This is a genomic window from Spongiibacter nanhainus (assembly GCF_016132545.1).
GTDB lineage: Bacteria > Pseudomonadota > Gammaproteobacteria > Pseudomonadales > Spongiibacteraceae > Spongiibacter > Spongiibacter nanhainus.
This window is the reverse complement of record NZ_CP066167.1, coordinates 3,912,921-3,936,622: the sequence shown is the minus strand read 5'-3', so window position 1 is coordinate 3,936,622 and position 23,702 is coordinate 3,912,921. Positions and strand designations below refer to the sequence as shown.

Annotated in this window: 24 protein-coding genes; 9 read left to right on the top strand and 15 right to left on the bottom strand. The window is 59.0% G+C overall.

Annotated features, from left to right (window positions below; all coding sequences use genetic code 11):
• Positions 1-12: 12 nt before the first annotated feature.
• The 4 genes from I6N98_RS17815 (at position 13) to I6N98_RS17800 (ending at position 2,829) form a co-directional block, all read left to right on the top strand.
• A complete protein-coding gene (locus tag I6N98_RS17815; RefSeq protein ID WP_198569668.1) occupies positions 13-783 on the top strand; it encodes an adenosylcobinamide-GDP ribazoletransferase in 771 nt (256 codons plus the stop codon).
• A 77-nt stretch (positions 784-860) separates the two neighbouring features.
• Positions 861-1,418 carry a glycine zipper 2TM domain-containing protein gene (locus I6N98_RS17810; protein WP_198569667.1) on the top strand — a complete coding sequence of 186 codons (558 nt, stop codon included), beginning with the start codon at positions 861-863 and terminating at the stop codon, positions 1,416-1,418.
• Between the two features lie 45 nt (positions 1,419-1,463).
• Positions 1,464-1,880 carry a PA2779 family protein gene (locus I6N98_RS17805; RefSeq protein WP_198569666.1) on the top strand — a complete coding sequence of 139 codons (417 nt, stop codon included), beginning with the start codon at positions 1,464-1,466 and terminating at the stop codon, positions 1,878-1,880.
• The gene (locus tag I6N98_RS17800; RefSeq protein WP_198569665.1) at positions 1,867-2,829 is read left to right on the top strand and encodes a PA2778 family cysteine peptidase; all 963 of its coding nucleotides are present in this window, start codon (positions 1,867-1,869) and stop codon (positions 2,827-2,829) included. Before I6N98_RS17805 ends, I6N98_RS17800 begins: the two co-directional genes overlap by 14 nt.
• 14 nt (positions 2,830-2,843) lie before the next feature.
• Here I6N98_RS17800 and I6N98_RS17795 read toward each other — a convergent pair whose 3' ends face one another.
• The 11 genes from I6N98_RS17795 to I6N98_RS17745 all read right to left on the bottom strand — a co-directional run bounded on the left by I6N98_RS17795 (position 2,844) and on the right by I6N98_RS17745 (position 12,586).
• Entirely contained in the window at positions 2,844-5,174 is a 2,331-nt protein-coding gene (locus I6N98_RS17795) for a Tex family protein (RefSeq protein WP_198569664.1), read from the bottom strand.
• Between the two features lie 143 nt (positions 5,175-5,317).
• Positions 5,318-5,956: a TetR/AcrR family transcriptional regulator gene (locus I6N98_RS17790; protein WP_198569663.1), complete on the bottom strand. Its 639-nt coding sequence runs from the start codon at positions 5,954-5,956 to the stop codon at positions 5,318-5,320.
• A gap of 200 nt (positions 5,957-6,156) precedes the next feature.
• A complete protein-coding gene (locus I6N98_RS17785) occupies positions 6,157-6,615 on the bottom strand; it encodes a phasin family protein (RefSeq protein ID WP_198569662.1) in 459 nt (152 codons plus the stop codon).
• Between the two features lie 163 nt (positions 6,616-6,778).
• The gene (locus tag I6N98_RS17780; RefSeq protein ID WP_198569661.1) at positions 6,779-7,225 is read right to left on the bottom strand and encodes a hypothetical protein; all 447 of its coding nucleotides are present in this window, start codon (positions 7,223-7,225) and stop codon (positions 6,779-6,781) included.
• Between the two features lie 223 nt (positions 7,226-7,448).
• On the bottom strand, positions 7,449-8,999 hold the full coding sequence (locus tag I6N98_RS17775) for a phosphoenolpyruvate carboxykinase (RefSeq protein WP_198569660.1): 1,551 nt from the start codon (positions 8,997-8,999) through the stop codon (positions 7,449-7,451).
• A 217-nt stretch (positions 9,000-9,216) separates the two neighbouring features.
• Positions 9,217-10,068 (bottom strand): Hsp33 family molecular chaperone HslO, encoded by an 852-nt coding sequence (hslO, locus tag I6N98_RS17770; RefSeq protein ID WP_198569659.1) that lies wholly within the window; start codon positions 10,066-10,068, stop codon positions 9,217-9,219.
• 29 nt (positions 10,069-10,097) lie between these two features.
• Positions 10,098-10,532 (bottom strand): RNA-binding S4 domain-containing protein, encoded by a 435-nt coding sequence (locus I6N98_RS17765; RefSeq protein ID WP_198569658.1) that lies wholly within the window; start codon positions 10,530-10,532, stop codon positions 10,098-10,100.
• Between the two features lie 5 nt (positions 10,533-10,537).
• Positions 10,538-11,218 (bottom strand): GMP/IMP nucleotidase, encoded by a 681-nt coding sequence (gene yrfG, locus I6N98_RS17760; RefSeq protein WP_198569657.1) that lies wholly within the window; start codon positions 11,216-11,218, stop codon positions 10,538-10,540.
• 33 nt (positions 11,219-11,251) lie between these two features.
• Entirely contained in the window at positions 11,252-11,446 is a 195-nt protein-coding gene (locus tag I6N98_RS17755; protein ID WP_198569656.1) for a hypothetical protein, read from the bottom strand.
• Between the two features lie 248 nt (positions 11,447-11,694).
• Positions 11,695-11,880, bottom strand: coding sequence for a hypothetical protein (locus I6N98_RS17750; protein ID WP_198569655.1), 186 nt, complete (start codon positions 11,878-11,880; stop codon positions 11,695-11,697).
• A 115-nt stretch (positions 11,881-11,995) separates the two neighbouring features.
• On the bottom strand, positions 11,996-12,586 hold the full coding sequence (locus I6N98_RS17745; protein ID WP_198569654.1) for a TetR/AcrR family transcriptional regulator: 591 nt from the start codon (positions 12,584-12,586) through the stop codon (positions 11,996-11,998).
• A gap of 276 nt (positions 12,587-12,862) precedes the next feature.
• On the opposite strand from I6N98_RS17745, the gene I6N98_RS17740 reads away from it, so the two are divergent.
• On the top strand, positions 12,863-13,951 hold the full coding sequence (locus I6N98_RS17740) for a ketoacyl-ACP synthase III (RefSeq protein ID WP_198569653.1): 1,089 nt from the start codon (positions 12,863-12,865) through the stop codon (positions 13,949-13,951).
• 56 nt (positions 13,952-14,007) lie between these two features.
• On the opposite strand, the gene I6N98_RS17735 is transcribed toward I6N98_RS17740, so the two are convergent.
• Genes I6N98_RS17735 through I6N98_RS17720 form a run of 4 tightly spaced genes read right to left on the bottom strand, consistent with a single transcriptional unit; the run spans position 14,008 to position 18,420 of the window.
• Positions 14,008-14,988: an FAD-dependent oxidoreductase gene (locus I6N98_RS17735; protein WP_198569652.1), complete on the bottom strand. Its 981-nt coding sequence runs from the start codon at positions 14,986-14,988 to the stop codon at positions 14,008-14,010.
• Complete coding sequence (locus I6N98_RS17730; protein WP_198569651.1) at positions 14,985-16,238, bottom strand: SAM-dependent methyltransferase; 1,254 nt, start codon at positions 16,236-16,238, stop codon at positions 14,985-14,987. The genes I6N98_RS17735 and I6N98_RS17730 overlap by 4 nt, the downstream gene beginning before the upstream one ends.
• Positions 16,239-16,297: 59 nt before the next feature.
• On the bottom strand, positions 16,298-17,092 hold the full coding sequence (locus I6N98_RS17725) for a DUF1365 domain-containing protein (protein ID WP_198569650.1): 795 nt from the start codon (positions 17,090-17,092) through the stop codon (positions 16,298-16,300).
• Positions 17,089-18,420, bottom strand: coding sequence for an NAD(P)/FAD-dependent oxidoreductase (locus I6N98_RS17720; protein WP_198569649.1), 1,332 nt, complete (start codon positions 18,418-18,420; stop codon positions 17,089-17,091). The genes I6N98_RS17725 and I6N98_RS17720 overlap by 4 nt, the downstream gene beginning before the upstream one ends.
• Positions 18,421-18,591: 171 nt before the next feature.
• On the opposite strand from I6N98_RS17720, the gene I6N98_RS17715 reads away from it, so the two are divergent.
• From I6N98_RS17715 to I6N98_RS17700, 4 genes are all read left to right on the top strand, one after another.
• On the top strand, positions 18,592-19,836 hold the full coding sequence (locus I6N98_RS17715; RefSeq protein ID WP_198569648.1) for an MFS transporter: 1,245 nt from the start codon (positions 18,592-18,594) through the stop codon (positions 19,834-19,836).
• Positions 19,826-20,374 carry a chalcone isomerase family protein gene (locus tag I6N98_RS17710; protein ID WP_198569647.1) on the top strand — a complete coding sequence of 183 codons (549 nt, stop codon included), beginning with the start codon at positions 19,826-19,828 and terminating at the stop codon, positions 20,372-20,374. The genes I6N98_RS17715 and I6N98_RS17710 overlap by 11 nt, the downstream gene beginning before the upstream one ends.
• Positions 20,375-20,469: 95 nt before the next feature.
• Positions 20,470-22,908: an acyl-CoA dehydrogenase gene (locus tag I6N98_RS17705; RefSeq protein ID WP_198569646.1), complete on the top strand. Its 2,439-nt coding sequence runs from the start codon at positions 20,470-20,472 to the stop codon at positions 22,906-22,908.
• The gene (locus tag I6N98_RS17700; protein ID WP_198569645.1) at positions 22,895-23,683 is read left to right on the top strand and encodes an N-acetylmuramoyl-L-alanine amidase; all 789 of its coding nucleotides are present in this window, start codon (positions 22,895-22,897) and stop codon (positions 23,681-23,683) included. Before I6N98_RS17705 ends, I6N98_RS17700 begins: the two co-directional genes overlap by 14 nt.
• Positions 23,684-23,702 lie beyond the last annotated feature (19 nt).

Below are 23,702 nucleotides of genomic sequence, written 5' to 3'. Positions count from 1 at the left end.
GAGCCCCATAGAATGAACCGCCCATTACTGCGCCGTGAATGGCAAATTTTTCTCTTGGCGTTGGGCTTTTTAACCCGCCTGCCGGTACCTCCCGACCCGGATTTCAGTGCTGCCAAGCTCAATGCCGCCTCTCGCTACTTTCCCGCGGTGGGTCTGGTGGTGGGGGGCTTAGGCTGGCTCACCTACGCTGCAGCTGTGGCACTGTTTGATCAGGCCATGGTGGCGGTGCTGCTCAGCCTCGCGCTTACCGCCTTGCTCACTGGCGCATTTCATGAAGACGGCTTTGCCGACAGCTGCGATGGCCTGGGTGGCGGTCAGCAGCGAGAGGATGTGCTGCGGATTATGCGGGACTCTCGGCTGGGTAGTTTTGGCGTTGTAGGGCTACTGCTACTGATCATGCTGAAAGTTCACGCCCTCAGCGCCATCGCGACCACGGCTGGGACCACGGTTGTCGGTGCCGCCATCATGTGGGGGCATGTGGTCAGCCGCTGGCTGACGGTGTCATTTTTGGTCGATCAGACCTACATCGGCGGCGACGGCAAATCCAAACCCATGGCCAGCGCCATGTCTGTTAAACACCTTGGGCTTGCCGGCGTGGCGGTGCTGCCACTGTTTTTGTTGGGTCTGCCCGGCGGCTGGTGGTTATTGCTGCCCCTCCTGCTGGGGTGGCGCTTGTTATGGGCCGGCTACCTGCGCCGCCGTATGGGGGGATACAGCGGTGACACCTTAGGTGCGGCCCAGCAGGTAGCAGAAGTTCTGATTTATTTGGGATTTTTACTGTGAATTTTGCCGCCAATTGCCGGGAGCTGTTCCTCAATTCCTGAAGTCATAGCCAGTAGACTGAACGAGGAGGGAACACCATGAGCAAAGCCATGTTAGTGGGAGGCATCGCAGCTGGCATCGGTTTAACCGCCGCCGGTGCCTACAGCGGCTACCAGGTCATTGGCAGTGAGCCGGCCTACGCCGAGGTTGTCTCCAGCGAAGCAATCACTGAAACCTACTATACCGAGCGCCAGGAGTGCCGGGACGAGGTGGTAGAGCGCCAAGCCGCCGTTAAAGACGGCAATCAGATCACCGGCACCGCGATAGGTGCAGTGATTGGCGGGGTGATTGGCAACCAGGTCGGTGGCGGCAATGGCAAAAAGCTGGCGACAGTAGCCGGTGCGGTGGCCGGTGGTTATGCCGGTAAAAAAGTTCAACAGCAACAGCAAGCTAACAACACTGTCAGTAGCGTTGAACAGCGCTGCCAAACCCTGCAGGACCCTCAGCAGCGGGTGACGGGCTACCGGGTCAGTTACCGCATTGGCGACGAGACCGGCACAGTGATTATGGCCGAGCAGCCCGACGACCGGATTCCGGTGAAGGATGGCGAGCTTGTTTTGGCCAGTGCGTCTTCGGAGCAATATTCGGAGCAATAAGAGTAACAGCGTATAGACCCCAATTTGCGAAGTAAGGAGAGTAGTATGTTGACGACACATCCCCAAAACCGCGGTTCAAAAACCTGGGTCGCCAGTTTGCTCGCTGTGATGCTCGCCTGGGCGGGAACACTGGCCAGCATCCCTGCCAGTGCCGGTATGGTGACCACCGGTGAGATGCTCAACCAGCAACAGCTGGAAGACGACAGGGCGGCGATGAAGCGCGCTTTGGACCGCAGTGATGTGAAAGAGCGGTTGATGGAACTGGGTGTATCCCCTGCAGAGGTGGATAACCGAATAGATGCGCTGACCGCCGATGAACTGGCGCAACTTCAACAGGAGATGGACGACATGCCCGCCGGTGCGGGAGCCGTAGGGCTGCTGGCTGTTGTGGTATTGGTCTTTTTTATCACTGATGTACTGGGTATTACCGACGTCTTCCCGTTTATTAATGCGGCCAACTAATCGCTGTTTGGCCTTGCTGCTGCCGGTGCTATTAGCCGCCTGCAGCAGCGCGCCTCGCCCTTCCATCCCATTGGATTTGCACTACCAGCGCAAGCTGGATGTGCCTTTCTTTGCCCAACAAACCTACCACTGCGGGCCAGCTGCACTTGCGGAGACGGCGGTCTACCGCGGTGTTGACACCCACCCCGACAGCCTGGCCGACAAAGTGTTTGTGCCGGGTCGAAAGGGCGCCTTTACTGTAGAGATGCGCGCTGCCAGTCGTCGCCTGGGGCTGATGCCCTTCTATCTGCGCGGCGGCTTGCCGGCGCTGCTCACCGAAGTGGATGCCGGCAACCCGGTGCTGGTGCTGCAAAATCTGGGGCTCAGTTGGTGGCCGACCTGGCACTATGCGGTGGTGGTGGGGTATGACCGGGCTGACCGCTCCTTGTTGCTGCATTCCGGGACCCGAGCCTACTACCGGGTGGCGATGACCACTTTTCTGGAAACCTGGCAGCGGGCCAATTACTGGGCCATTGTGCCGGTATCCGCGCAGCAGGTTCCCGCCACCGCTGATCTGAATACCTACCTGAGGGCGGCGCTGGAATTCGAACAGACCGGAGAACTGGCGCGGGCCATCGATTTCTATCGCCGTGCCGAGATCAACTGGCCCATGGCCAAGCCGGCGCTGCTGGCCCTGGCCAATGCCCACCTGGCCAATGACGATCCGGTGGCCTCTATGGCGGTCTATCGCAAGGCGCTGCAAACCGATCCCCAGGACCCGATGCTGTGGAACAATTATGCCTTTGCCCTGCTGCGGGCAGAGTGCGGGGCGGCGGCGATGAATGCCGTTAGCCGGGCGCTGCTTTATGCCGATGGTGACCCCCGCTACCAACAGAGCGCCAGTGAAATCCGCGAGGCCATGCAACAGCGCCGCAAACAGCCGTTATCAGTGAGTTGCCCGTCGTTTTAACGCACTGGGCCGCGCTATAAGCGGCCCTTCTTGTTTTGCTTGGCTTGTGCGAACAGCGCCGCCATGGTGCCGCTGTTGCCCTGCTTGCTTGCTCCCGCATTGTTGCCGGCATGATGGGCTTTGCCCGCTGATTGTCGGCGCGGGCGGTTGTCTCGCTGCTCGCCTTTAGCCTGCTCGCCGGCTTTATCGTCCAGTCGCATGGACAGCCCAATGCGCTTGCGATGAGCGTCCACCTCCATCACTTTGACTTTGACGATGTCACCGGCCTTCACCACGCTGCGGGGATCTTTGACAAACTGGTGTGACAGGGCGGAGATATGTACCAGGCCATCCTGATGTACGCCAATATCGACGAAGGCACCGAAATTGGTGACGTTGGTGACTACCCCCTCCAGGATCATATCGTCCTCCAGGTCCGATATTTTCTCGATGCCCTCTTTAAATGTGGCGGTCTTAAAGTCGGGGCGAGGGTCCCGTCCGGGCTTGTCCAGCTCCTTGAGAATGTCACTGACGGTGGGAATACCAAAGCGCTGATCGGCGTAGTCTTCCGGTTTTAGCGACTTGATAAATGCGCTGTCACCAATTAATGCGCCGACGTCCCGCCCGCTGTTGGCGACAATTTTTTCCACCACGCTGTAGGACTCGGGGTGAACCGCTGAACTGTCCAGGGGATTGTCGCCCCCCATAACCCGCAAAAAGCCCGCTGCCTGTTCGAAGGTTTTGGCACCGAAGCGCTTCACCTCCATCAGTTGGCCCCGGTCGCGAAAGGCGCCGTGGTCGTTGCGGAAGTCGACAATATTGCTGGCCAGGGAGGTATTCAGCCCCGACACCCGGGACAGCAGCGCCGGTGACGCGGTGTTGACGTCGACCCCCACGGCGTTTACACAGTCCTCCACGACGGCCTCAAGGCTGCGGGACAATGCGGTCTGGGAGACGTCGTGTTGATACTGCCCCACGCCGATGGATTTGGGGTCGATTTTTACCAGCTCTGCCAGGGGGTCCTGCAAGCGGCGGGCGATAGAGATCGCGCCCCGGATAGTGACGTCCAGGTCGGGAAACTCCCGGGCGGCGTATTCCGACGCGGAGTACACCGACGCGCCGGCTTCATTGACCATCACGCTGGTGCAGTTCAGGTCCGGGTGGGCGGACAGCAGCTCTTTGACAAAGCGCTCGGTCTCCCGGCTGGCAGTGCCGTTGCCGATCGCCACCAGCTCGGCATTGTGGTCTTTGATTAACTTGAGCAGGGTGGCGGCGGCTTGGGCCTGCTTGTTCTGGGGCGGGTTGGGAAAAATAGCGTCGTGGGCCAATACTTTGCCGGTGGCGTCCACTACGGCGACTTTAACCCCGGTACGCAGGCCCGGGTCGAGGCCTATGGTGGCACGGGGGCCGGCGGGGGCAGCCAGCAGTAGATCCTTGAGGTTCTGGGCAAAGACGTCGATGGCGGCGTTGTCGGCCAGCTCCCGCAACTGCCCCAGCAGGTCGGTTTCCAGGTGAGTGTATAACTTAATGCGCCAGGTCCAGCGCACGACCTCCCGCAACCAGGTGTCGGCGGGGCGGCCGCGATCGGCGATTTGCCAGTGCTCTGCCACCATCACCTCGCAGGGGTTAACACTGGACTCCTCGTCGCCCACCGCGATGGACAGGCTGAGGATGCCCTCGTTGCGACCCCGGAACATGGCCAGGGCTCGGTGAGAGGGCGTGGTCTTCAGAGGCTCGCTGTGTTCAAAGTAATCGCGGAATTTGGCGCCTTCGGTTTCCTTGTCCTTCATTACCGCACTGGTCAGGCGACCGTTTTCCCACAGGTAGCGGCGCAGGCGCTCCAGCAGGTTGGCGTCCTCGCTAAAGCGCTCCATAAGAATGTACTTGGCGCCGTCCAGGGCCGCCTTGCTGTCTTCGATGCCCGCTTCCGGGTTCAGGTAGTCCGCCGCAGCCGACTCCGGGTTTAGGCTGGGGTCGCCCAGCAGGGCGTCGGCCAGGGGCTCCAGGCCCGCTTCCCGAGCGATTTGCCCTTTGGTTCGGCGCTTGGGTTTGTAGGGCAGGTAGAGATCTTCCAGCCGGTTTTTGGTGTCGGCGGCGAGGATGTCCCGCTCCAACTCCGGGGTGAGTTTTTCTTGCTCGCGAATACTGTTCAGAATGGTATCGCGACGCTCCTCCAGCTCCCGCAGGTAGCCCAGCCGGGTTTCCAGTTCCCGCATCTGGCTGTCGTCCAGGCCGCCGGTAACCTCTTTGCGGTAGCGGGAGATGAAGGGAACGGTGGCGCCTTCGTCGAGCAGATCGATTGCGGCGCGGGTCTGCGCTTCTTTGACGCCCAGTTCCTGGGCAATACGCTGAGAAATTGAAGACATGTTAGCAGTCGGCTGTTGCTGAGAAAGCGCCGCATTATGCTAAATCCCGCGGCTCGGTGCGAGCCTTGACAACGGGGAAGCTCTGCACATGCCGCCTAAGCAAGGCTTGGGTTATCACCAGCTTGTGTAGAGGTTCCCCGGCTTTATTCGGAGTGTGTGAGGGCTTCAAACAGTGCGCAGCACTCGTCGTAAAAATAGCGGAAGTCGGGCTGCAGGTAGGGGGCCACCAGGGACATCTGTTGGAATACACCCTGGTGAATCATCACTTCGTGGGCGCTTTGGTGATCCCGCAGACGGGTGTAGTTCAGCCAGAAGGTGAGGTTGAGGGCAATATTGTCCGCCAGACGGGCCAGCTGTAGCTCGCTGATATTAAGAATACCCGCTTCGGCCAGTTCACTGGCGATGGCGCGGCAGGCATCAACCTTCATGTCCAGCAACTTGTTGAAGCGACGGTTGATGTCGGGATAGCGCTGCAAAATATCGTTAAGGTTCAGATACAGATAGCGGTGGTTGTAGAGGTGTTCGAAGACAATGTAGAGGTAAAACCAGGCGTCTTGCGGGCTGATTGAGGTTTGCAGAGGCGCTTTGAGAATATCTACCAGCTCGACTTCGAAAGCGTCGAAAAGCTCGGCGATAATCGCCTCCTTGCCGTGGAAGTGGTAGTAGAGATTGCCGGGGCTGATGTCCAACTCGTTGGCGATATCCACTGTGGTGACGCTGGGCTCGCCCTCATCGTTAAACAACTTCAGACTGGTGAGTAGTATTTTATCCCGGGTTTTCATCGTTTCCCTTGTCCGGCGGCTGACGGTATCGGTGTCAGCAGGTCCTAGCCAAAGGCATAAGCTGCCACGCGGGCATGGAACTTGTCCAGGTATGGCGGATTGCAGGTGGTAAATAAAACAGACCCGGCACGCTGTATTTCACGCGGACCGGGTCAAAGGGAAGCCTGTGTGCCCGCCAATAGAGCGGGCCGGATGGCGAATTAGGAGCTCTTGGCCGCCGCTTTTTTAGCCGCAGTTTTGCGAGCTGCCTTAGGCTTGGCTGCGGCTTTGGCAGCGGGAGCCTTGGACTTGCTGAGGGTATCGACTTTCTTGCTCAGCGCATCCAGTTTTTTCTCCAGGCGCTCCAAGTCGTCGGCGCTGGCCGTGTGACCGAAGCCGAGGCTTGCGCGCATTTTGCTGATGCGCTCCTCAATGGATACGGTCTTACCCAGGCTGCTGACATCGCCCAGTTTCTCGCGGGCTTGGGTTTCCAGCTTGCTGCCCTTGCTGACCAGTTCTTTGAACAGGCGGGGGCTTTCTTTGCTGGCTTTGTCGTAGCGCTCTTGGGCTTCGTCGTAGGCGCGGCCGTAGGCGCCCAGGCCGGCCAGCCAAATGTGCTTGGCCAGATCGCCTGCCTGACCGGTAACGTCCTTCAGGCTTTTTATGCTGTCTTTGCTCATGGTGTGCTCCACTGTGGCAAATAGGGGCGACGGCCATCGCTGGGGTGTCCCGTCGCTCTCGAATCAAAAAAGCACGACGTCCTTACGGCGCATCGTGCAAAGCATAGGTGTGATACAGACCTAGGCGGAGGCGGTCAAATGACCGCCAGAACTGTGACGATGCTTACGCGGCGGCGCTTTCAGTGCCTTCAGTGGCATCGTCGGCCTTGCGGCTAACTTTGGCTTTGACTTTCTCGACGCTGCTTTCCAGAGTCTCGCGCAGCTCTTTTACGCGCTCTTCCAGAGATTCGCTTTTCAGAGACTCAAGCTTGGCTTTGGCCTGGCTTTTGGTCTCTTCGAATTTGCCCTTGATCTCGCTGGTGCGAGACTCAAACTCGGCTTTGGCGTCGTCTTGTACCTTTTGGCCGCGCTCGACCAGACCGTCAAAGATTTCGTTGCGCTTGCTGTAGGTGTCCTTCAGCTTGCTTTCGGTCTCTTTGTATTTGCTTTCAGTGAACTTCACGAAGTCAACGCCCTGCTCGTAGGCTTTGCCAGCCAAGCCCAGATTTGCCAGGAACAGGTCTTTGGCCAGGCCGCTTGCTTTTTCTACAGTGTTTTTTGCTTCGCTCATTGAGATGTCCTCACTTTTCAGTCGCGATGTTGCCATGGGCCGGCGACGAAGGGTGCGCCGACTACTTAACTACTGGGTGAGACGATACGGGGAAAAATTAGAAAGGGCATACTAGGGGGCATGGCGCCACGCGGGTACCCGTGGCTGAGGCAGTCATAAGTCACAGAAACAAAAAAGGGCGACCATGTGGTCGCCCCTGATGATCGTGCTTGTATCGCCCGCCCTAGGCTTTAGGGCCGGCGGCAATGATGTCGTCAGAAACCTCAAATTTGGTGATGTTTTCCTGGAACAGGCGCGCCAGCTTGCTGGCTTCGGCATCGTAGGCGTCGCTGTCGCCCCAGGCCTTGCGGGGGTTGATGTATTTTTCATCGACGCCGGGGATGGCCTTGGGGATCTTCAGGTTGAGGATGTCGAGCTGCTCGGTTTCGGCACCCACCAGAGCACCGCTTTGCGCTGCGGCAACTACCGCGCGGGTGACCGGAATGGGGAAGCGCGAGCCGCTGCCACCAGGGGCGCCGGAGCCGCCGGTCCAGCCAGTGTTGATCAGGTATACCTGGGAGTCGAAGTCCTCAATGCGCTTCATCAGCAGCTCGGCGTAGTCGCCGGCAGGACGCGGCATAAAGGGGGCGCCAAAACAGGTGGAGAAGGTCGGGTGAATGCCGGCCTCGGCACCCAGCTCAGTGGAACCGACCCGGGCGGTATAGCCACTGAGGAAGTGGAATGCCGCCGCTTCCTTGGACAGGATGGAAACCGGTGGCAATACGCCGGACACATCGCAGGTCAGGAAGATAACGGTTTTGGGCTCGCCGGCGGCGTTTTCGATGACGCGTTTTTCAACGTGCTCAAGGGGGTAGCAGCAGCGGCCGTTCTCGGTGAGGCTGGTGTCGTCGTAGTCGGCGTGGCGGCTCTGCTGGTCGATCACCACGTTCTCGACAATGGCGCCAAAGCGGATGGCGTCCCAGATGATGGGCTCATTCTTTTGGCTCAGGTTGATGGTCTTGGCGTAGCAGCCGCCCTCAATATTGAACACTGAGCCCTTGGACCAGCCGTGCTCATCATCACCAATCAGCGCGCAGCTGGGGTCGGCGGAGAGGGTGGTTTTACCGGTGCCGGATAGACCGAAGAACAGGGTGGTGTTGCCTTGCTCGTCGACATTGGAGGAGCAGTGCATGGGCATCACGTCTTTTTCCGGCAGCAGGAAGTTCTGTACCGAGAACATGGCCTTTTTCATTTCACCGGCGTAGCGCATGCCAGCCAGCAAGACTTTGCGCTGGGCAAAGTTGATGATGACCACGCCGTCAGAGTTGGTGCCGTCCCGCTCGGGGTCGCAGACAAAACCAGCGCAATTGAGAATGGTCCATTCCTCTTTGCTCTTGGGGTTGTACTTGCTGGGGCGGACAAACATGTTGCGGCCGAACAAACCCTGCCAGGCGGTCTGGGTGTTCACCACCACGGGGATGTAGTGATCGTCGTGGGCGCCGACGTGGAGGTGAGAGACGAAGTGATCCTGGTCTTCCAGGTAGGCTTCGACCCGCTCCCACAGCGCGTCAAATTTAGCGGCCTCAAAAGGGCGGTTGACGCCGCCCCAATCGATGGAGTCGGCGGTTGAGGGTTCCTGCACAATAAAACGGTCGCCGGGAGAGCGGCCGGTGCGCTTACCGGTAGTGACCACCAGCGCGCCGGTGTCGGCCAGTTGACCTTCTCCCCGAGCCAGGGCTTGTTCGATAAATTGGGCGGGGGTGAGGTCAGTGTAAATCGTGGTCTCGGCGGTCATTCTCGGTTTCCATTTGCTGTTAAGTCGACGCTGTCAGCCCGCGTTTAAACGGTGCTTTGGCGCGGCCGGAACAAGTTGTAGTGGGCGTCCGGAGGCGGTGGCCCCGCGGTCGGCGGATAAATTGGGCCGGTATTATTACAAAAATCCCGCGCCAGCGCTAACCCTGCTGTCGCGCAAAGCCGCGCAGCATCTGTCTTGCCCCGGGGTTAGCAGATACCTAGTGGTGGGTGGGGCTGTCGGACTGGGCAAACCAGGCGTCGACATCACTGGTTTCAAAGCGGTACTGGCGGTGGCAAAACTCGCAGTGGGTTTCGATGCTGCCCTGTTCGGCGAGGATGTCGTAGAGTTCCGCTGGGCCCAGTGAGCGCAGCCCGGTCTCGATGCGCTCGCGACTGCAGGTACATTGAAACCGCAGGCTGTGGTCGTCAAACAAGCGCAGGTTTTCCTGGTGATAAAGCCGGTGGAGCAGGTCCTCGGGCGCCAGGCTGAGGAGTTCGTCCCCCCGCACCGTATCCGCCAGCGTGCACACGTGCTGCCAGGACTCCGGAGCCGGGCGATGGGCGGGCAGTTCCTGCAGAAGCAAGCCCCCTGCCCGCTGCCCGTCGCTGTGTAACCACAGGCGGGTGCGCAGCTGTTCGCTCTGTTGAAAGTAGCTCTCCAGGCACTGAGCCAGATTATCCCCGGCGAGGCTAACGATCCCCTGGTAGCGCTTACCTTTGTCGGGGTCGATGGTAATGGCCAGTTGACCGTCGCCCAGCAGAGTGTGGAAGTCGTCGGATAGCGCCTCGCCGGCATCCCGTGCAATGGCGCGGAGGCCGCCATCAGAGCGGGCCTCCGCCATGATCAGTGGGACTTCACCGCTGCCCCGCACCTGTAGAATCAAGCAGCCCTGAAATTTGATGGTGGCGCTGAGCAGCCCAGCGGCGGCGACAAACTGTCCCAATAGTGCCGCGACCGCCGGCGGGTAGTGATGGTGGCTGAGAATGTCGCGGTAGCTGCCTTCAAGCTGGATGTGTTCCCCGCGAATATCGTAGTCATCAAAAATAAAGCGACGGATGGCGTCGGTCATGCCTGGTGTGTCCTGTAATTAGTGAGACGTTACTGCTGCTGTTCACGAAAGCGGTGAATTTGCCGGCGCTGTTTTTTGGTGGGTCGCTCATTGCTGAGGATGCCCGCCGCCGGTCCCATGGCCTTGCGCTCCGCCGTGCGGCGCTGCCGCTCGCGGACGCTGTCCTCGGTTTCCCGGTATAAAGTTCGGGCCTCGGGGGCGCCTCGGCGTTGGTCGGAGAGCGCCGTGATCTCGACGACAACGGTGTCCCAGCCGGCTCGAATGGTGAGTTGGGCGCCAATTTCCACATCCTTGCTCACTTTGCAGCGGGCGCCATTGTAATGGACTTTGCCACCTTCTATCGCCTGTTTGGCGAGGCTGCGGGTTTTAAAAAAGCGTGCCGCCCAAAGCCACTTGTCGAGGCGTACTTTTTGGTCGGTGTGGTGGGCCTTGGTGTGGTGGGAATGAGAGGTGCCGTCGCTCATGGTGCTCACTCTGCTGGCTGCTCTTGTGGGGTGGGGATGGGCAAAATATCGTCAAAGTGATGCAGTGTCGGGTAGGCCAAGTCACTTCTGGGGGGCTGGCGGCTGTCCGGCTGGGCGATGGTCAGCAGGTGGCCAATGCCAAAGCGGGCGGCGGAGTCCAAGACCTGGATATTGTCGTCGATCAGCAGTGCCCGGGACGGTTCAAAGTGGTGACGGTGCTGCAAGGTCTCCCAAAATTTGGGGTCCTCTTTGGGCAGGGCGAAATCGTGGGAGCTGATCAGCTGGTCTATCCAGCGGCCAATATCGGTGTATTCCAGCTTGAGGTTGAGGCCGTCTCGGTGGGCGTTGGTCACTAACCAGCTGCGACATCCGCTGAGTTTCAGAGCTTCTAAAAACTGGTCGCAGGCCGGGCGCAGGGCGATAAGGTGGGCCACCTCTTTTTTTAACTCACTGATATCCAGATTCAACTCCCTGGACCAGTAATCCAGGCAGTACCAGTTTAGGGTACCCCGCTCGGAGAGGATGCGATCCATCAGCTGTGCGCTGACGGAATCGTGGTCGCCGCCGTGAATCTCGGCAAAACGGCGCGGTAGGTGTTGGGTCCAGAAAAAATTGTCGTAGTGGAGATCGAGGAGAGTGCCGTCCATATCCAGCAGGACGGTGTCGATGTCAGCCCAGTTAATCATTGCCGCGTCCCGGGGAGCGGCGGGAGGTAGTGTCTACCGGGCCAGCCGCGCCCGAATGGTGTCGATGCCAATGGCATCTTTGAATTCGATGACTTCTGCATAATTGACGTTGAGCCACCACTCGCTGCGGTTTAGCCCGATGCGGTTTAAGACACCAGAAGCACGTGTCGCGGTGCCGAAGTCCGCCTGTCCGAAAACCGTTGTTGTGTGTGTCTCATGCATTGCCATGGTGTTGTCCTCGCCGTCACTAAGAATTGCCTTCGCGGACAATCAACACTAGTGGCGACGAGGTCAGTGAAGTATAGGGAAAAGCCCCTATCGAGTGAAGTTATGCTGCAAACTGTGAACTGGGTATCGTCTTCAGCGGTAGGTTTCAAATATTCGCCGCGTCAACGTGGCGTGCTCCCCATTGGCCGATGTGGCGATGAAGAGCGAGTGGCCGGAATCTAAACGCTAGAAACGAGAAGTAGCTGAGTCTAACTGCTTTGCGGGGGGCGGGTACGCAGGGCCTCCAGTACGCGTTTGTCGGAAAGGTCGATGGTTTCCGCGTAGTCGACATTGAGCCACCACTCCGAGCGCAGGGTGTTACTCCGGTCGATCATCGCGGCAGAGCGACGGCTGGAGCTAAAAATACCGGTTTGGGAGTTGGATTGCTCAATCATTGCGGTGCCTCTCTAACGTGTCTCTATGCTGAGACATAGTTTTGACGTTAGAAATAGTATGTTGGCGTGCTTCTACCGGGTATAGTGGCTAATCCCTATAGTCGCAATATTGGATTTATTGCTTTCCACACAGGTGCAGGGCCCGCATGGCAGAGAAAAACTCCCGTTTTTCGGTGGGGTATTGGCGGTATATCAGTGCCAGTCGACCAACGATGGGCACCAAGTGATGGATATCAATATGGATATCGTGTCGAGCGTTGTGGCGTTGAAGCGGTTCTGCGAGTAGCTCGCGCCACTGGGCTTCGCATTCCTCGTCGTTGACATAGGGCAGGCTGTCTTCGCTAGAGTCGTCATCTAAGTGGTCCTCGCTGTCCATTTGAGGGCGGCGGTAAGTGGCGGCAAACCAGATGCATTCTTCGAGGAGCCGGGGGAAGTCGTTGGGGTAGATTTCAGTGAGTTGATTCAGGTGCCGGAATAACCGCTCACGCTCAATATGGAGCAGGGCATCGAGAATGTCCGGCTTGCCGGCAAAGTAGCGGTAGACCGTGCGCCGGGTGACGTTGGCAGTGCGGGCAATGTCTTCAATGGTCGTGGCGCGAACGCCCTTGTTGTTGAAACACTGAATCGCGGCTTTAAGGAGAATTTTTTTTCCGGTGTCGAGGTCGTCAACCCGGGCGCCGTGGCCCCAGCGTTTGTTGGTCTTCATTGAATTTTACTCGCGGCGTCTCTTCTAACGATTTTGTTATGCTACCACGCGGTGCCCGGGCGGGCGCGGCTGCTGAACGCCGATTTCATCAGGAATTGTACGTAGAATTAGGGCATTTTCGCCGATAAAAGGGGATTTAAAGGGCAATTTTGCACGCTCTCGCCGGGTGACAGTGTTGTAACCGGGCGGGCATAATGCACGCATTGTCCAATTTGTCGCCGCACTGTGGCAGCGCGGTGTTTCGTACACAATAGACTGAATTTAAGGTGGCGCGATATGCCATATGCTGATATTACCGGTTGGGGAAAATGCGTCCCCCCTGCAGTGCTGACGAATCAGGATTTGATGACCTTTCTGGATACCTCTGACGAATGGATCTCCTCTCGCAGCGGTATCAAAGAGCGCCGGATTTCTCATGTGTCTACCGCCACTTTGGCGGCTATGGCTGCAAAGCGAGCGCTGGCGGCGGCGGACCTGGATCCGGCGGACCTTGATCTGGTTATTCTGGGCACGGCCTGCCCCGATACCCTGATTCCCAATGCCGGATCGGCGGTGCAGGATGCAATCGGTGCGGTAAACGCTGCGGTTTTTGACCTTAATGCCGCCTGCACAGGTTTTGTCTACGGTCTCAGCGTCGGCACTGCCATGATTCGCTCCGGGGCCATGAAAAAAGTACTGGTTATTGGTGCCGACCGGATTCCCTACTTCCTTGATTACACCATGCGCGATGTATCGGTGTTGTTTGGCGACGGTGCCGGTGCGGTGATCCTGGAGGCCTGTGACGAGGAGTGCGGACTTATCGCAGAACGTCTGGGCTGCGACGGTGACGCCAGGGATATTCTGGCGGCTCGGGATTCCGGCACCGTCCGCGAGCGTTTTGCTGGCGTTGACGGCTTTTATGACGTCAATTTCGAGGGCCAGGAAATCTTCAAACGGGCTGTGCGAGGCATGGGTGAGGCGGTAACGTCGGTGCTGGACAAGGCCGGCAAGTCTGCCGAGGAGATCGATTTGCTGATTCCCCATCAGGCTAACATTCGCATTATTGAAACGCTGATGAAGCGACTGAAAACCCCCGAAGAAAAAGTGGTGGTCAATATTCAGAAATACGGCAATACCTCGGCGGCGACGGTGCCTATTGCCCTGTGCGAAGCCCTGGAAGAGGGGCGGGTCAAGCCGGGTGATACGCTTCTGACCGCGGCCTTTGGCGCCGGTCTGACCTGGGGTGCCGGCCTGATTCGTTGGGGCAAGCGGGTTACGCCACTGAGCGAGTGTAAAGAAGACTTGCCGCCCTCTGATAAGACAGCTCTGGAGTTACTACAACCCTGGATCGAAGGCTGCCAGCAGGCAGTGGCGGCTCGGGGTTAAGGGGCAGGACTTAACGGTCAGGAGTTAAAAGCTAAAAGCGAACACCGCGACACGCCTTACAAGAGGCTCTCCACCGCGGTGCAGGCCCTCTCTGCGCTGCGCAATGCGGCCTCGACATCGTCGCCGCCGGCGCTCCAGTCGCCGGCAATCACCACATGGTGAGATGTATCGGTGATATTTTTTAGCTCCGCGCAGCGGTTTCCTCCCAGGCGCCAGCGTTGCAGTGCCCTGTTTCGCACCCCGGGTAAGGGGACAATGTCCGACAGAGCCTGAATCGCCGCGTCGCTTATCGCGCTGTCATCTCTATCTTTGTTGGCAGCAGCAAAGTCAGCCGGCAGTGAGAGCTGAATACAGTGTTGATGCCTGCGCCCAGGCAGTGCCGACAGGTCGACCAAACGCTCCAAAACCGGGTGGTCTTGGAAATTGATCATGTTTGATGCTGACAATAGCGCCGTCGCTGCCTCTAGCTCCAACTGCAGCGTCCAGCGCGGTGTCATTCTGTGGTCGGCCAAGGTGATTGAGCTGCCCAGCGGTACCAGGTCCGCGCACTGGTCTGCGGGAACTGCAACCACGACGGCGTCGAATGAGCCCAGCGAGGTACCGCCCTCACCCCACAGAGCCGCTGATTGCCCGCTGTGGCGAATTGCCGTCACTCTCGTAGACATTGAGCGCTGCAATCCCTTAGCGAGGCTATGGCACAGGCGGTTGCTATTGGGCGCGGTAGTAAACACCTCTTTAACAGCCTGCGGCGCGGATAGCCCAGAGTATTGATGCCAGCTCTGCTGCTGCCAGGGCAGTGGGTCTAAGTCTAAACCCGGTGCAAGGTCTTGCAGCAAAGTAGCTCCATAGCGGGACAGATGAAAAAAAGGCGCGCCGATATCGAGGTTGGCCCAGGTAGTTTGCCGCCTGGCCAGGCGGCCGCCCAGGCCTCTGCCTTTATCAAACAATGTGGTTTTAATGCCGCGCTTGCCAAGCAGTTGCGCCGTGCAAAGCCCGGCAACGCCAGCACCGACGATGCCGATATGGGGAGTGCTCACGTAGTCGAAGCGGGCTTTTCCAGTACAAATTGATATACGTCGATAGAGCCGGCCCGGAAGCCCCCTTCGCAATAGGCAAGATAGTAGTGCCACATGCGTTTAAAGCGCTCGTCAAAACCCAGCGGTTCAATGGCGGGCCAGTTGGCAGAAAAGGCTCTATCCCACTGGGCCAGGGTGTCGGCGTAGCAGGTGCCAAACGCTTTCTGGTCGACCATCTTCAGGTTGGCTTTTGTGGCGTGCTGTTCCACCCGCTCGGGGCTAGGGAGCATGCCGCCGGGGAATATGTAGGTTTGGATAAAATCCGGATTGCTGCGATATTGCTCAAACCGCGACTCATCGATGGTGATGATCTGTATTGCCGCCTTGCCGCCTGGCTTCAAGCGCTGGTAAAGGGTATCGAAGTAGGTAGGCCAGTATTGCTCGCCGACGGCCTCCAGCATCTCGATGGACACGATGTGGTCGTAGTGGCCCACGGTGTCCCGGTAATCGGTGAGGGAAAATTCCGCGTTGCGATCCAGCCCCTGCTTCTGCAAGCGCTCACGGGCGTAGTTTAATTGCTCGGTGGATAGCGTGATGCCGTGGAGAGCAACATCTTTTTGCCGGAGCAATTGCTCGGCGAATCCGCCCCAGCCACAGCCAATTTCCAATACCGAGTCGCCATCAGTGACCCCCAACAGGTCGATCAGACGCTGGTACTTGGCATACTGCCCCTCTGTTAAATCAGCGCTGCTGGACCCCTCCTTAAAATAGGCCGAGGAGTAGGTCATGGAGGGGTCGAGCCACTGTTCGTAAAATTCGTTGCCAAGGTCGTAGTGGTAGGCAATATTGCGTCGGCTGCCGCGTTTGCTATTGGCATTGCGCCGGTGGCGCCAGGCCTGCACCCATTGATTCAGACGGCCGCTATCCAAGGTGCCGCCCACGTGACTTTCATTGATCACGACCCACTCGATCAATGCCGCTAGGTTGTCACAGTCCCAGTCGCCATCCATATAGGCCTCTGACCACCCCAGGGAGCCCCCGGTAAAAGCCTTGCGCACGGCCTTCCAGTTGTGGAGACGAACATGGGGGTTGAGGCGGGCGTGGGGCGTATCGCCGAAGGTGATGCTGTTGCCATTGGGAAGGGTGAGGCTCAACACCCCAGTTTTGGCGTTGGCCAAGGGTGCGAGCACCTTGGCGATCATCTGTTGCTGGCGTTTTCCCCACCACGGCGTATCTAGCCGGGTGTCAAAGGCAATAGCGGCGGATTTCATGGCAGACCCTTTGTGATTTTTACTAAATACCCGCGTCTGTCTTTTAGTGTAGCGCGGTTTTAGTGTCGTATACGGGAGATCGCGCCGTCCGGTTCATGGTTTTTGGGGACCAGCTTAATTCCTTTGAGGAATAGTTTTAGTGCTTGCCAGTGGATCGCTGCCACAATCCTCAAAGTCATAAAAGGCAGGCGAGCAAAACAGCGCAGCAATTGACCGTCGGTGAGGGGGCGTCGCTGACCCCGAAACACTGCATGCAGAAGGCCACCATCGCCATCTGTCTCGCGGATGGCGACAGCCAAGCGCTGGTCTGGTCGCCGCAGGCGAAAGTGGTAGCGCATTGCCATGGGGATAAAGGGCGACACGTAAAAGTCCTTGTTACAGCTTTGCCGCACCACATTGCTGTGGCGCTGGTCTTCGGCCACGTCTATCAGGTAGCTGTGCCGCTCGCCAAAGGTGTTGCTGACTTCGTAAACCACCGCGAACAGACCGTCTTCATGGTCGTAGCAGTAGTAGACGCTGAGTGGATTAAAGGTGTAACCCAGGATGCGCGGGTAGCAAAGTAGTTCTGCCCGCTGTAAAGGCGTGTGAATGCCGTGTTTGTCGAGGGTGCGGACCAGATAGTCCCGGGGTGGCTCATCCCTGCCCTCGCCAAGGTCCCGATGGTAAAAGCTGAACAGATTGAAGCGGTTGACCGACAGCAGTCGCAGAGAGGTGTCGAGTTGGTCCAGCTCATCTAAATCAAATAAAAAACTGTACACCGGGTAGCGAAAACGGTGACGCCGCGGGCGAAAGCGGTGATGCAGCACCTCTCCGGCAAAGATGGCGCTGTGATGTTCACTGCCGTCAGCGGTCATGCTGCCTCACTGTTGCCCGCTGCTTCAGTGACCACGATGCGGGAGTTGGGGTTGTCCACCGACCAGGGTCGCCTAGTCTGCCCCAGTTGCTCGGCAACGGCCAGGCCTGACTGAGCGCCGTCTTCATGGAACCCGGCACCGAAGTAGCTGCCGCAATACCAGGTCCGATTCTGACCTTGAAGGCTCCAGAGTTGCTGCTGGGCAGCCAGTGCACGTTTGTCGAACACCGGGTGGTGGTAGTTAAAGCTTTGGTAAACGCAGTCCGGCCTGGGTTCTCGCAGCGGGTTGAGGGTGACTATCACCGGTTCGTTGCAGGGCAAGTGCTGGAGAGCATTCATCCAATAGCTCACCGATAGGCCATTGTGACCTGCGTCGGACAAGTAGTTCCAGCAGGCCCAGGCAGCATCCCGCTTGGGCATCAGAGCGGGATCGCGGTGCAGTACAGCGCGATTGGCTTCGTAGCGAAACGCTCCCAGCAGTCGCCGCTCCTCAAAGCTGGCGTCGGTCAGGGCGGACAGGGTCTGATCAGCGTGACCTGCCATGACCAAGTGGTCGAAGCGGTGGTTGTTGCCGTGTACATCCCGAAGCTCAACGCGGTCGGCGTAGCGGGTGACCGCTTCGATGCCGCAGTTGAGGCGGATATTGTCTGCCAGTGGCGCGGTGATGCGCTTGACGTATTCCCGGGAGCCGCCCACTACCGTCTGCCACTGGGGGCGGTCTTTGAGTTGCAGTAGACCGTGGTTGTCGCAAAAACGCAGAAACGCCTTGGCGGGGTAGTCCAGCATGGCGTCCGCGGGGGTCGACCAGATGGCGGCGCCCATGGGCAGCAGGTGGTCGTCGCAGAAACCGGGGCCGAACTTTTCCCGGGCCAACAATTCGCCCAGGGTGGTGTGCTCATCGAGCTCTGCCAGCCACTGACAGCTGTTGCGATAAAAGCGCAGCAAATCGCGGATCATCCGCCAAAAGCGCGGCCGCAGAAGATTGCGTTTCTGGGCGAACAGAGTGCCGAGGGAGTCGGAGCCAGCGTATTCCAGGTCGCCGTTGTTGATCGATACCCCGAATGACATGGTGGTGGCCCGATAGGGTACGCCGAGATGGTCAAATAGCGGGACCAAGTTGGGGTAGCAGCGCTCATTAAAAACGATAAAGCCCGTGTCCACAGCGACTTTGCCAACACTGGTGTCGATGTCGACGGTATTGCTGTGTCCGCCCAGGCGGTTGTCTTGTTCAAAAAGTGTGACTTGGTGACCGCTGCGCTGGAGCAACCAGGCACAACTCATTCCGGCGATGCCGGAGCCGACGACGGCAATGTTTAAAGGCGTACTCATTCCACTTCCAGGTGATCAGTCGAGGTAAGTTCTACGTATCTGACCAGGACAACGATCACTGTATTCCAACCGTGAATTGTGCCGAATTGTGGGCAGAGCGGTATCGCGATGTCCAGGCAGCATGACAAATTATTACAGTTTGGGGTACATCGAAGGAGGTTTTACAAGGATATGTCCAGGTTCCCCTCACTGCTACGCTATGCCTTGCCGGGGCTGCCCCTGGCGGCATTAGGGCTACCTTTCTACATATATGCACCGCTGTGGTTGGCAGAGCAAGGAGGCTACGGCTACACCTTGGTGGGGGCGGTGTTCTTTATTGCCCGCTTCAGCGATGTGCTGACCGATCTGCCGGTGGGAGTGGCGGTAGACCGCTGGGGCATTCGCCGCCGATTTTGGTTGTTGGCCTGGGGCTTGGTGGCCGGCAGTGCCCTGGCATTGATGTACCTCCCGCACCCTTGGCCCGCGGGTCTGTTGGCCCTAGCACTGGTGGCCTTGATGCTGGGCTGGACCGGGATCAATGTGCCCTGGCTGGCTTTGCCGGTATGGCTTAGTCGTGATCATAGCGACCGGCTTGCCTATAACAGCGCACGAGAAGCGATGCTGCTGTTCGGGACGCTGCTGGCGATGGTGGCGCCCTCGGTGCTGCCGTCGTCGATCTTGCATCTTGTTCTGCCGCCCTTGCTGACACTGTTGCTGTTGGCGGTGTGGGTGCAGGGCCGCCACCTCGCGCCCCCGTCTTCGGCCAAGGCCGGCAACTTTGCTAGCTTACTGGTGGATCGCCGCGTCGCTCAGTTGGCCTTACCTTGGTTTATCAACATGTTGGCTAATGCCATCCCCGGCAGCATTCTGGTGTTGTTTATGCGGGAGGTCTTAGGTGCCGAGAGCTTGATACCGGTGGCGCTTCTCAGTTACTTCCTCGCCGGCCTGGTGGGGGTTCCCTTTTGGTATATGCTGGCGCGGCGCTGGGGCGATCTGCTGACCTGGCGCATCGGCCTGCTTAGCTCTGCGGTGCTGTTCAGTTTCGCGGCCTTGTTAGGTGAGGGTCAGGCGGGGTGGTTTATTGCCATCAGTATTGGCACGGGTCTGGCGCTGGGGGCAGACCAGGCGATTCCCTCGGCCATGCAAACCGGTTTGGCCCAGTCGTTGATGGCGGAGCGGGGCGGGGACGCGATTGCCGCTCGTTTATTTGCCCTGTGGAGCTTGCTGAGTAAAGCGGCGATGGGGTTGGCAGTGGGCATTGCCTATCTGTGGCTGGGCAGTAGCGTTAATCCAGAGGCACAACAGACAGTGCCGCCCGACTGGGCGATCAGTGCCGCCTATGTACTGGCCCCGGTGGTGCTCAAGCTGGCGGTATTTAGCATGTTGGGGCGGTCCAACATTAAACAGCAATGGGGAGGGCTGAACTATGCTGGCTAATAACTTTAGACTGAGATGGTGCCTGCTTGCACTGTGTGGCTTACTCGCCCTGCCGGCGGCAGCCAATCAGTGGACGCTTGCCGCGGAAGAGACCTACAAGCTGTTGTGGAAGCCCCTCACCCATACGCGCCTTGAGGTCGACCCTAAGCAGGCTTTGCCGGACGACGGCGACATTCTCGATCCGGATTACGCTAAGCGCATCACCATTACCTACGAGGTGTCGGTGTCGGCTGAGCGCTTTGCCAAAATGACTCGGGAAGCCCTGGAGGATAATTTTGATGACAGTGAGTTGTCCCCCCACCGGCAGCATATCGATGCCTTTTGCAGCTGGTTTTTGCCTGTAGAGAAGGGCGACCGCTACAGCCTGTCCTGGCGCCCCAACAGTGGCCTGACACTGGCGTACAACGATACCGAACTTGGCACACTGGAAGATGCCGATGCGTCCGCTGTGGTGTTAAGCGTTTGGTTGGGGCGCGCCGCTGTCAGTGAATCCCAGCGCGACGATATGCTCCAGCAGTGGCGCAACATGGCCCGTTAGCGCGGTATCGGCTGTCGCGAAGGAGGGTAATGAAAACCTCACCTAGGCGGAGTAGCATGATTACTCGATGTCCCACATCTTGAAGGGAGAACACCATGTCCACCCTGATTTCCATTATTGTTTTATCTCTGGTTACCGCCGGCATTTTTTACCTGCAGTTACCCCGCCGGCGCGGTGCGGTTATCTTCGCTCTGACTTGGCTGCTGGCCGGCACCGCCGAAGATGCCTTCCTACATCCGGTCGCGTTAATCGTACTGCTGGCGATCCTGGCGGTGGTGCTGCACTCGGGCTTCCGGCGCATGGTCCTCAGCAAGCCGGCGCGCAAGGCACTGCAAAAAATGATGCCGCCGATGAGTGCCACTGAAAAAGAAGCCCTGGATGCGGGTACCACCTGGTGGGAGAAAGATCTGTTCTCCGGCAAGCCCGACTGGAATCAGTTTGACGCTATAGAGCTGTCTTCCCTCACCGAGCGGGAGCAGGCTTTTGTCGATGGCGAGGTCGACGAGCTCTGCGCCATGCTGGACGAGTGGGATATCCATCATCACCGCAAGGATATGCCGGAAGAGGTCTGGCAGTTTATCAAGGACAAGGGCTTCCTCGGTCTGATTATCCCCGAGGAGTACGGCGGCCTGCATTTCAGCCCCTATGCCCAGAGCCGGGTGGTCAGCAAGATCGCCAGCCGCTCCACGGTGGCATCGGTGAGTGTGATGGTGCCCAATTCCTTGGGGCCGGGGGAGTTGTTGGTCAAATACGGTACCAAGGAGCAGTGTGATTACTGGCTGCCAAGGCTGGCTCGGGGCGAGGAGATTCCCTGTTTTGGCCTCACCAGCCCCGAGGCGGGCTCCGATGCCGGCGCGATTCCCGACCGGGGCGTGGTGTGCCGAGGCGAGTACAAGGGCGAGGAGACGCTGGGTATCCGCCTGAGCTTTTCCAAGCGCTGGATTACCCTGGCGCCGGTGGCCACGGTGGTGGGGCTGGCCTTCAAACTCTACGACCCGGACAGCCTGCTGGGCGAGGGAGAAGAGCGGGGGATTTGCTGTGCCCTGGTGCCGGCGGATCTACCCGGCATGGAAATCGGCCGCCGCCACAATCCCGGTGCAGCCTTTATGAACGGCCCCCTTACTGGCAAAGATGTGTTTATTCCCATGGAGCTGCTGATCGGTGGCCAGGATTACATCGGCCGCGGTTGGCAGATGTTGGCGGAATGTTTGGGCGCAGGTCGGGGTATCTCTCTGCCGGCATTGTCGACGGCGGCGGGGGAGATGAGTTATCTAACCGTGGGCGCCTTTGCGCGGATTCGCCGTCAGTTCGGCATTGAGGTGGGGAAGTTTGAAGGGGTTCAGGAGGCCACCGCCGAGATCGCTGGCGGTGCCTACATGCTGGAGGCTTACCGGGCCTTTGTCACCCGCGGTCTGGCCGATGGTGCGCCCTCGGTGATGACGGCGATGGCCAAATACCACGCCACCGAGACCATGCGCCGCCTGGTCAATCACGGCATGGATGTATTGGGCGGCCGGGGCATCCAGTTGGGGCCGCGCAATTTTATGGCGCTGGTCTACCAGACCATCCCCATTGCCATCACTGTTGAAGGGGCCAACATTCTCACCCGCTCGATGATGATTTTTGGACAGGGGGCGATTCGCTGCCACCCCTACCTGGCCGATGAACTGCTGGCGTTTGAGGGCGAGGGTGAAGAGGTTGAGGCGCGTTTTGACGAATTGTTCAGTGCCCACCTCGGCCATACTTTCTCCACCTTCAGTCGCGCGGCCTTGTTGGGCGTAAGCGGCGGCCTGCTGGGTAAGGTTGAACAGGGTGATAGCTTTTCCCGCCGCTGGCTAAAACAGCTGGATCGCTACTGCGCCGTATTTGCCGCCACCGCCGATATTGCCCTGGTGACTCTGGGCGGCGATTTGAAGCGCCGGGAGATGCTTTCTGCCCGCCTGGGCGATGCCCACAGCCAGTTGGTGATCGCCTGTGCCATTATCAAGTACCGTCAGCAACAGCCGGTGAGTGAAGCCGGCGATTTGCACGCCGAGTATGCGCTGCGGCAGAGCTTTGCGGCGATCAACGAGGCCCTGGCAGCACTGTATCGCAATATGCCTCAGCGCTGGATGGGTCGCCTGCTGAAGCTCAAGTTCTTCCCCTACGGCTTTCCGGTTGCGGCACCTGACGATGATCTGATCCGCAAATTGGGCAACTTGATTATGGTTCCTAACCCGGTACGGGAGGCGCTGTCGGAGGCGGTCTATATCAGCGATGACCCGGAGGATGCCACCGGGCGAATCAATGTGACCTACCAGCGTTTGCTGGAAGTAGAGCGTCACTACAATCTGTTTTTGGAGGCCGAGGCCAAGGGTGTCATCTCCGGCAGTAACCTGGATGAGTTGGCGGCCTCAGCGGTGGAGAAAAAAGTCCTCACCGCCGAGCAGGCGCAAAAGGTGGCCGACTACGACCGCCTGCGCTACGAATGCCTGCTTACCGACGCCTTTGATCGCCAGCTGGATAAGGTGGATATTCGTATTGCCCGGCCCTAATCGGCAACTGCGGTATTGGCCAAGGCGGCCACTGCTGTGGTGTACACTACTGTGCCTCTTGGTCGTCTCGCCGTTGACCGCCTGCGCGGGGCCCACCGAGCCCGCTGGCTCCCCTGAACTTACCAAAGTGGCGCTGGACATCGGCCACACTCCAGCTCAGCCGGGCGCCATCGGTGCCCGGGGTGTCGCCGAGTATCACTACAATCGCGCTATGGTGGAGGTCGTCAGTGCGGCCCTGGGGGGGGTGCAGGGCGTGAAGCCGGTGGTTATCAACGCTGAGGGCAAGGAAATCGGTCTGCGGGCCCGCACCGAGGCGGCAGCCTCTATGCAGGCCGATATGCTGTTGTCTTTCCATCACGACTCAGTGCAGCCACAGTATTTGCGCGAGACTGTTCTGCCAGGTGGCAAGCTCGGCTATCACAGTCCAGCCCGCTTTAGTGGCTTCTCGCTGTTTGTCGCTGAGGCTGAGGGGCCCTCTCGGCAGCTGGCGGAGGCCTTGGGGGGCGCGTTACTGAAGGCCGGTTTTAGGCCCACCCTGCACCACGCTGAGGAGATACCCGGTGAGAATCGGCAGCTATTGGACCCGGACAGAGGCGTATACCGATTTCCCGAGTTGGTGGTACTCAACACCGCCACACAGCCAACCGTGTTGGTGGAGTGTGGCGTGATCGTCAACCCCGATGACGAGGCTCAGATTGGCAGTGCCGATTACCGCCGGCGATTTGCGGCGGCCATTGCGGAGGGGCTCACTGCCTATCGGCGCTACCGACCGTAATCCGGCTTGCCCGCGACTC

Bases quoted from the DNA above. Each gene is read 5' to 3' on its own strand.
- I6N98_RS17710 (WP_198569647.1), top strand. From the start codon at position 19,826: ATGCTGGCTAATAACTTTAGACTGAGATGGTGCCTGCTTGCACTGTGT.
- I6N98_RS17810 (WP_198569667.1), top strand. From the start codon at position 861: ATGAGCAAAGCCATGTTAGTGGGAGGCATCGCAGCTGGCATCGGTTTA.
- I6N98_RS17765 (WP_198569658.1), bottom strand. From the start codon at position 10,532: ATGAGCGACGGCACCTCTCATTCCCACCACACCAAGGCCCACCACACC.
- I6N98_RS17725 (WP_198569650.1), bottom strand. From the start codon at position 17,092: ATGACCGCTGACGGCAGTGAACATCACAGCGCCATCTTTGCCGGAGAG.
- I6N98_RS17740 (WP_198569653.1), top strand. From the start codon at position 12,863: ATGCCATATGCTGATATTACCGGTTGGGGAAAATGCGTCCCCCCTGCA.
- I6N98_RS17780 (WP_198569661.1), bottom strand. From the start codon at position 7,225: ATGAGCGAAGCAAAAAACACTGTAGAAAAAGCAAGCGGCCTGGCCAAA.
- I6N98_RS17800 (WP_198569665.1), top strand. From the start codon at position 1,867: ATGCGGCCAACTAATCGCTGTTTGGCCTTGCTGCTGCCGGTGCTATTA.
- I6N98_RS17795 (WP_198569664.1), bottom strand. From the start codon at position 5,174: ATGTCTTCAATTTCTCAGCGTATTGCCCAGGAACTGGGCGTCAAAGAA.
- I6N98_RS17730 (WP_198569651.1), bottom strand. From the start codon at position 16,238: ATGAAATCCGCCGCTATTGCCTTTGACACCCGGCTAGATACGCCGTGG.
- I6N98_RS17790 (WP_198569663.1), bottom strand. From the start codon at position 5,956: ATGAAAACCCGGGATAAAATACTACTCACCAGTCTGAAGTTGTTTAAC.
- I6N98_RS17745 (WP_198569654.1), bottom strand. From the start codon at position 12,586: ATGAAGACCAACAAACGCTGGGGCCACGGCGCCCGGGTTGACGACCTC.
- yrfG (WP_198569657.1), bottom strand. From the start codon at position 11,218: ATGATTAACTGGGCTGACATCGACACCGTCCTGCTGGATATGGACGGC.
- I6N98_RS17775 (WP_198569660.1), bottom strand. From the start codon at position 8,999: ATGACCGCCGAGACCACGATTTACACTGACCTCACCCCCGCCCAATTT.
- I6N98_RS17805 (WP_198569666.1), top strand. From the start codon at position 1,464: ATGTTGACGACACATCCCCAAAACCGCGGTTCAAAAACCTGGGTCGCC.
- I6N98_RS17715 (WP_198569648.1), top strand. From the start codon at position 18,592: ATGTCCAGGTTCCCCTCACTGCTACGCTATGCCTTGCCGGGGCTGCCC.
- I6N98_RS17815 (WP_198569668.1), top strand. From the start codon at position 13: ATGAACCGCCCATTACTGCGCCGTGAATGGCAAATTTTTCTCTTGGCG.
- I6N98_RS17785 (WP_198569662.1), bottom strand. From the start codon at position 6,615: ATGAGCAAAGACAGCATAAAAAGCCTGAAGGACGTTACCGGTCAGGCA.
- I6N98_RS17720 (WP_198569649.1), bottom strand. From the start codon at position 18,420: ATGAGTACGCCTTTAAACATTGCCGTCGTCGGCTCCGGCATCGCCGGA.
- I6N98_RS17755 (WP_198569656.1), bottom strand. From the start codon at position 11,446: ATGGCAATGCATGAGACACACACAACAACGGTTTTCGGACAGGCGGAC.
- hslO (WP_198569659.1), bottom strand. From the start codon at position 10,068: ATGACCGACGCCATCCGTCGCTTTATTTTTGATGACTACGATATTCGC.
- I6N98_RS17750 (WP_198569655.1), bottom strand. From the start codon at position 11,880: ATGATTGAGCAATCCAACTCCCAAACCGGTATTTTTAGCTCCAGCCGT.
- I6N98_RS17705 (WP_198569646.1), top strand. From the start codon at position 20,470: ATGTCCACCCTGATTTCCATTATTGTTTTATCTCTGGTTACCGCCGGC.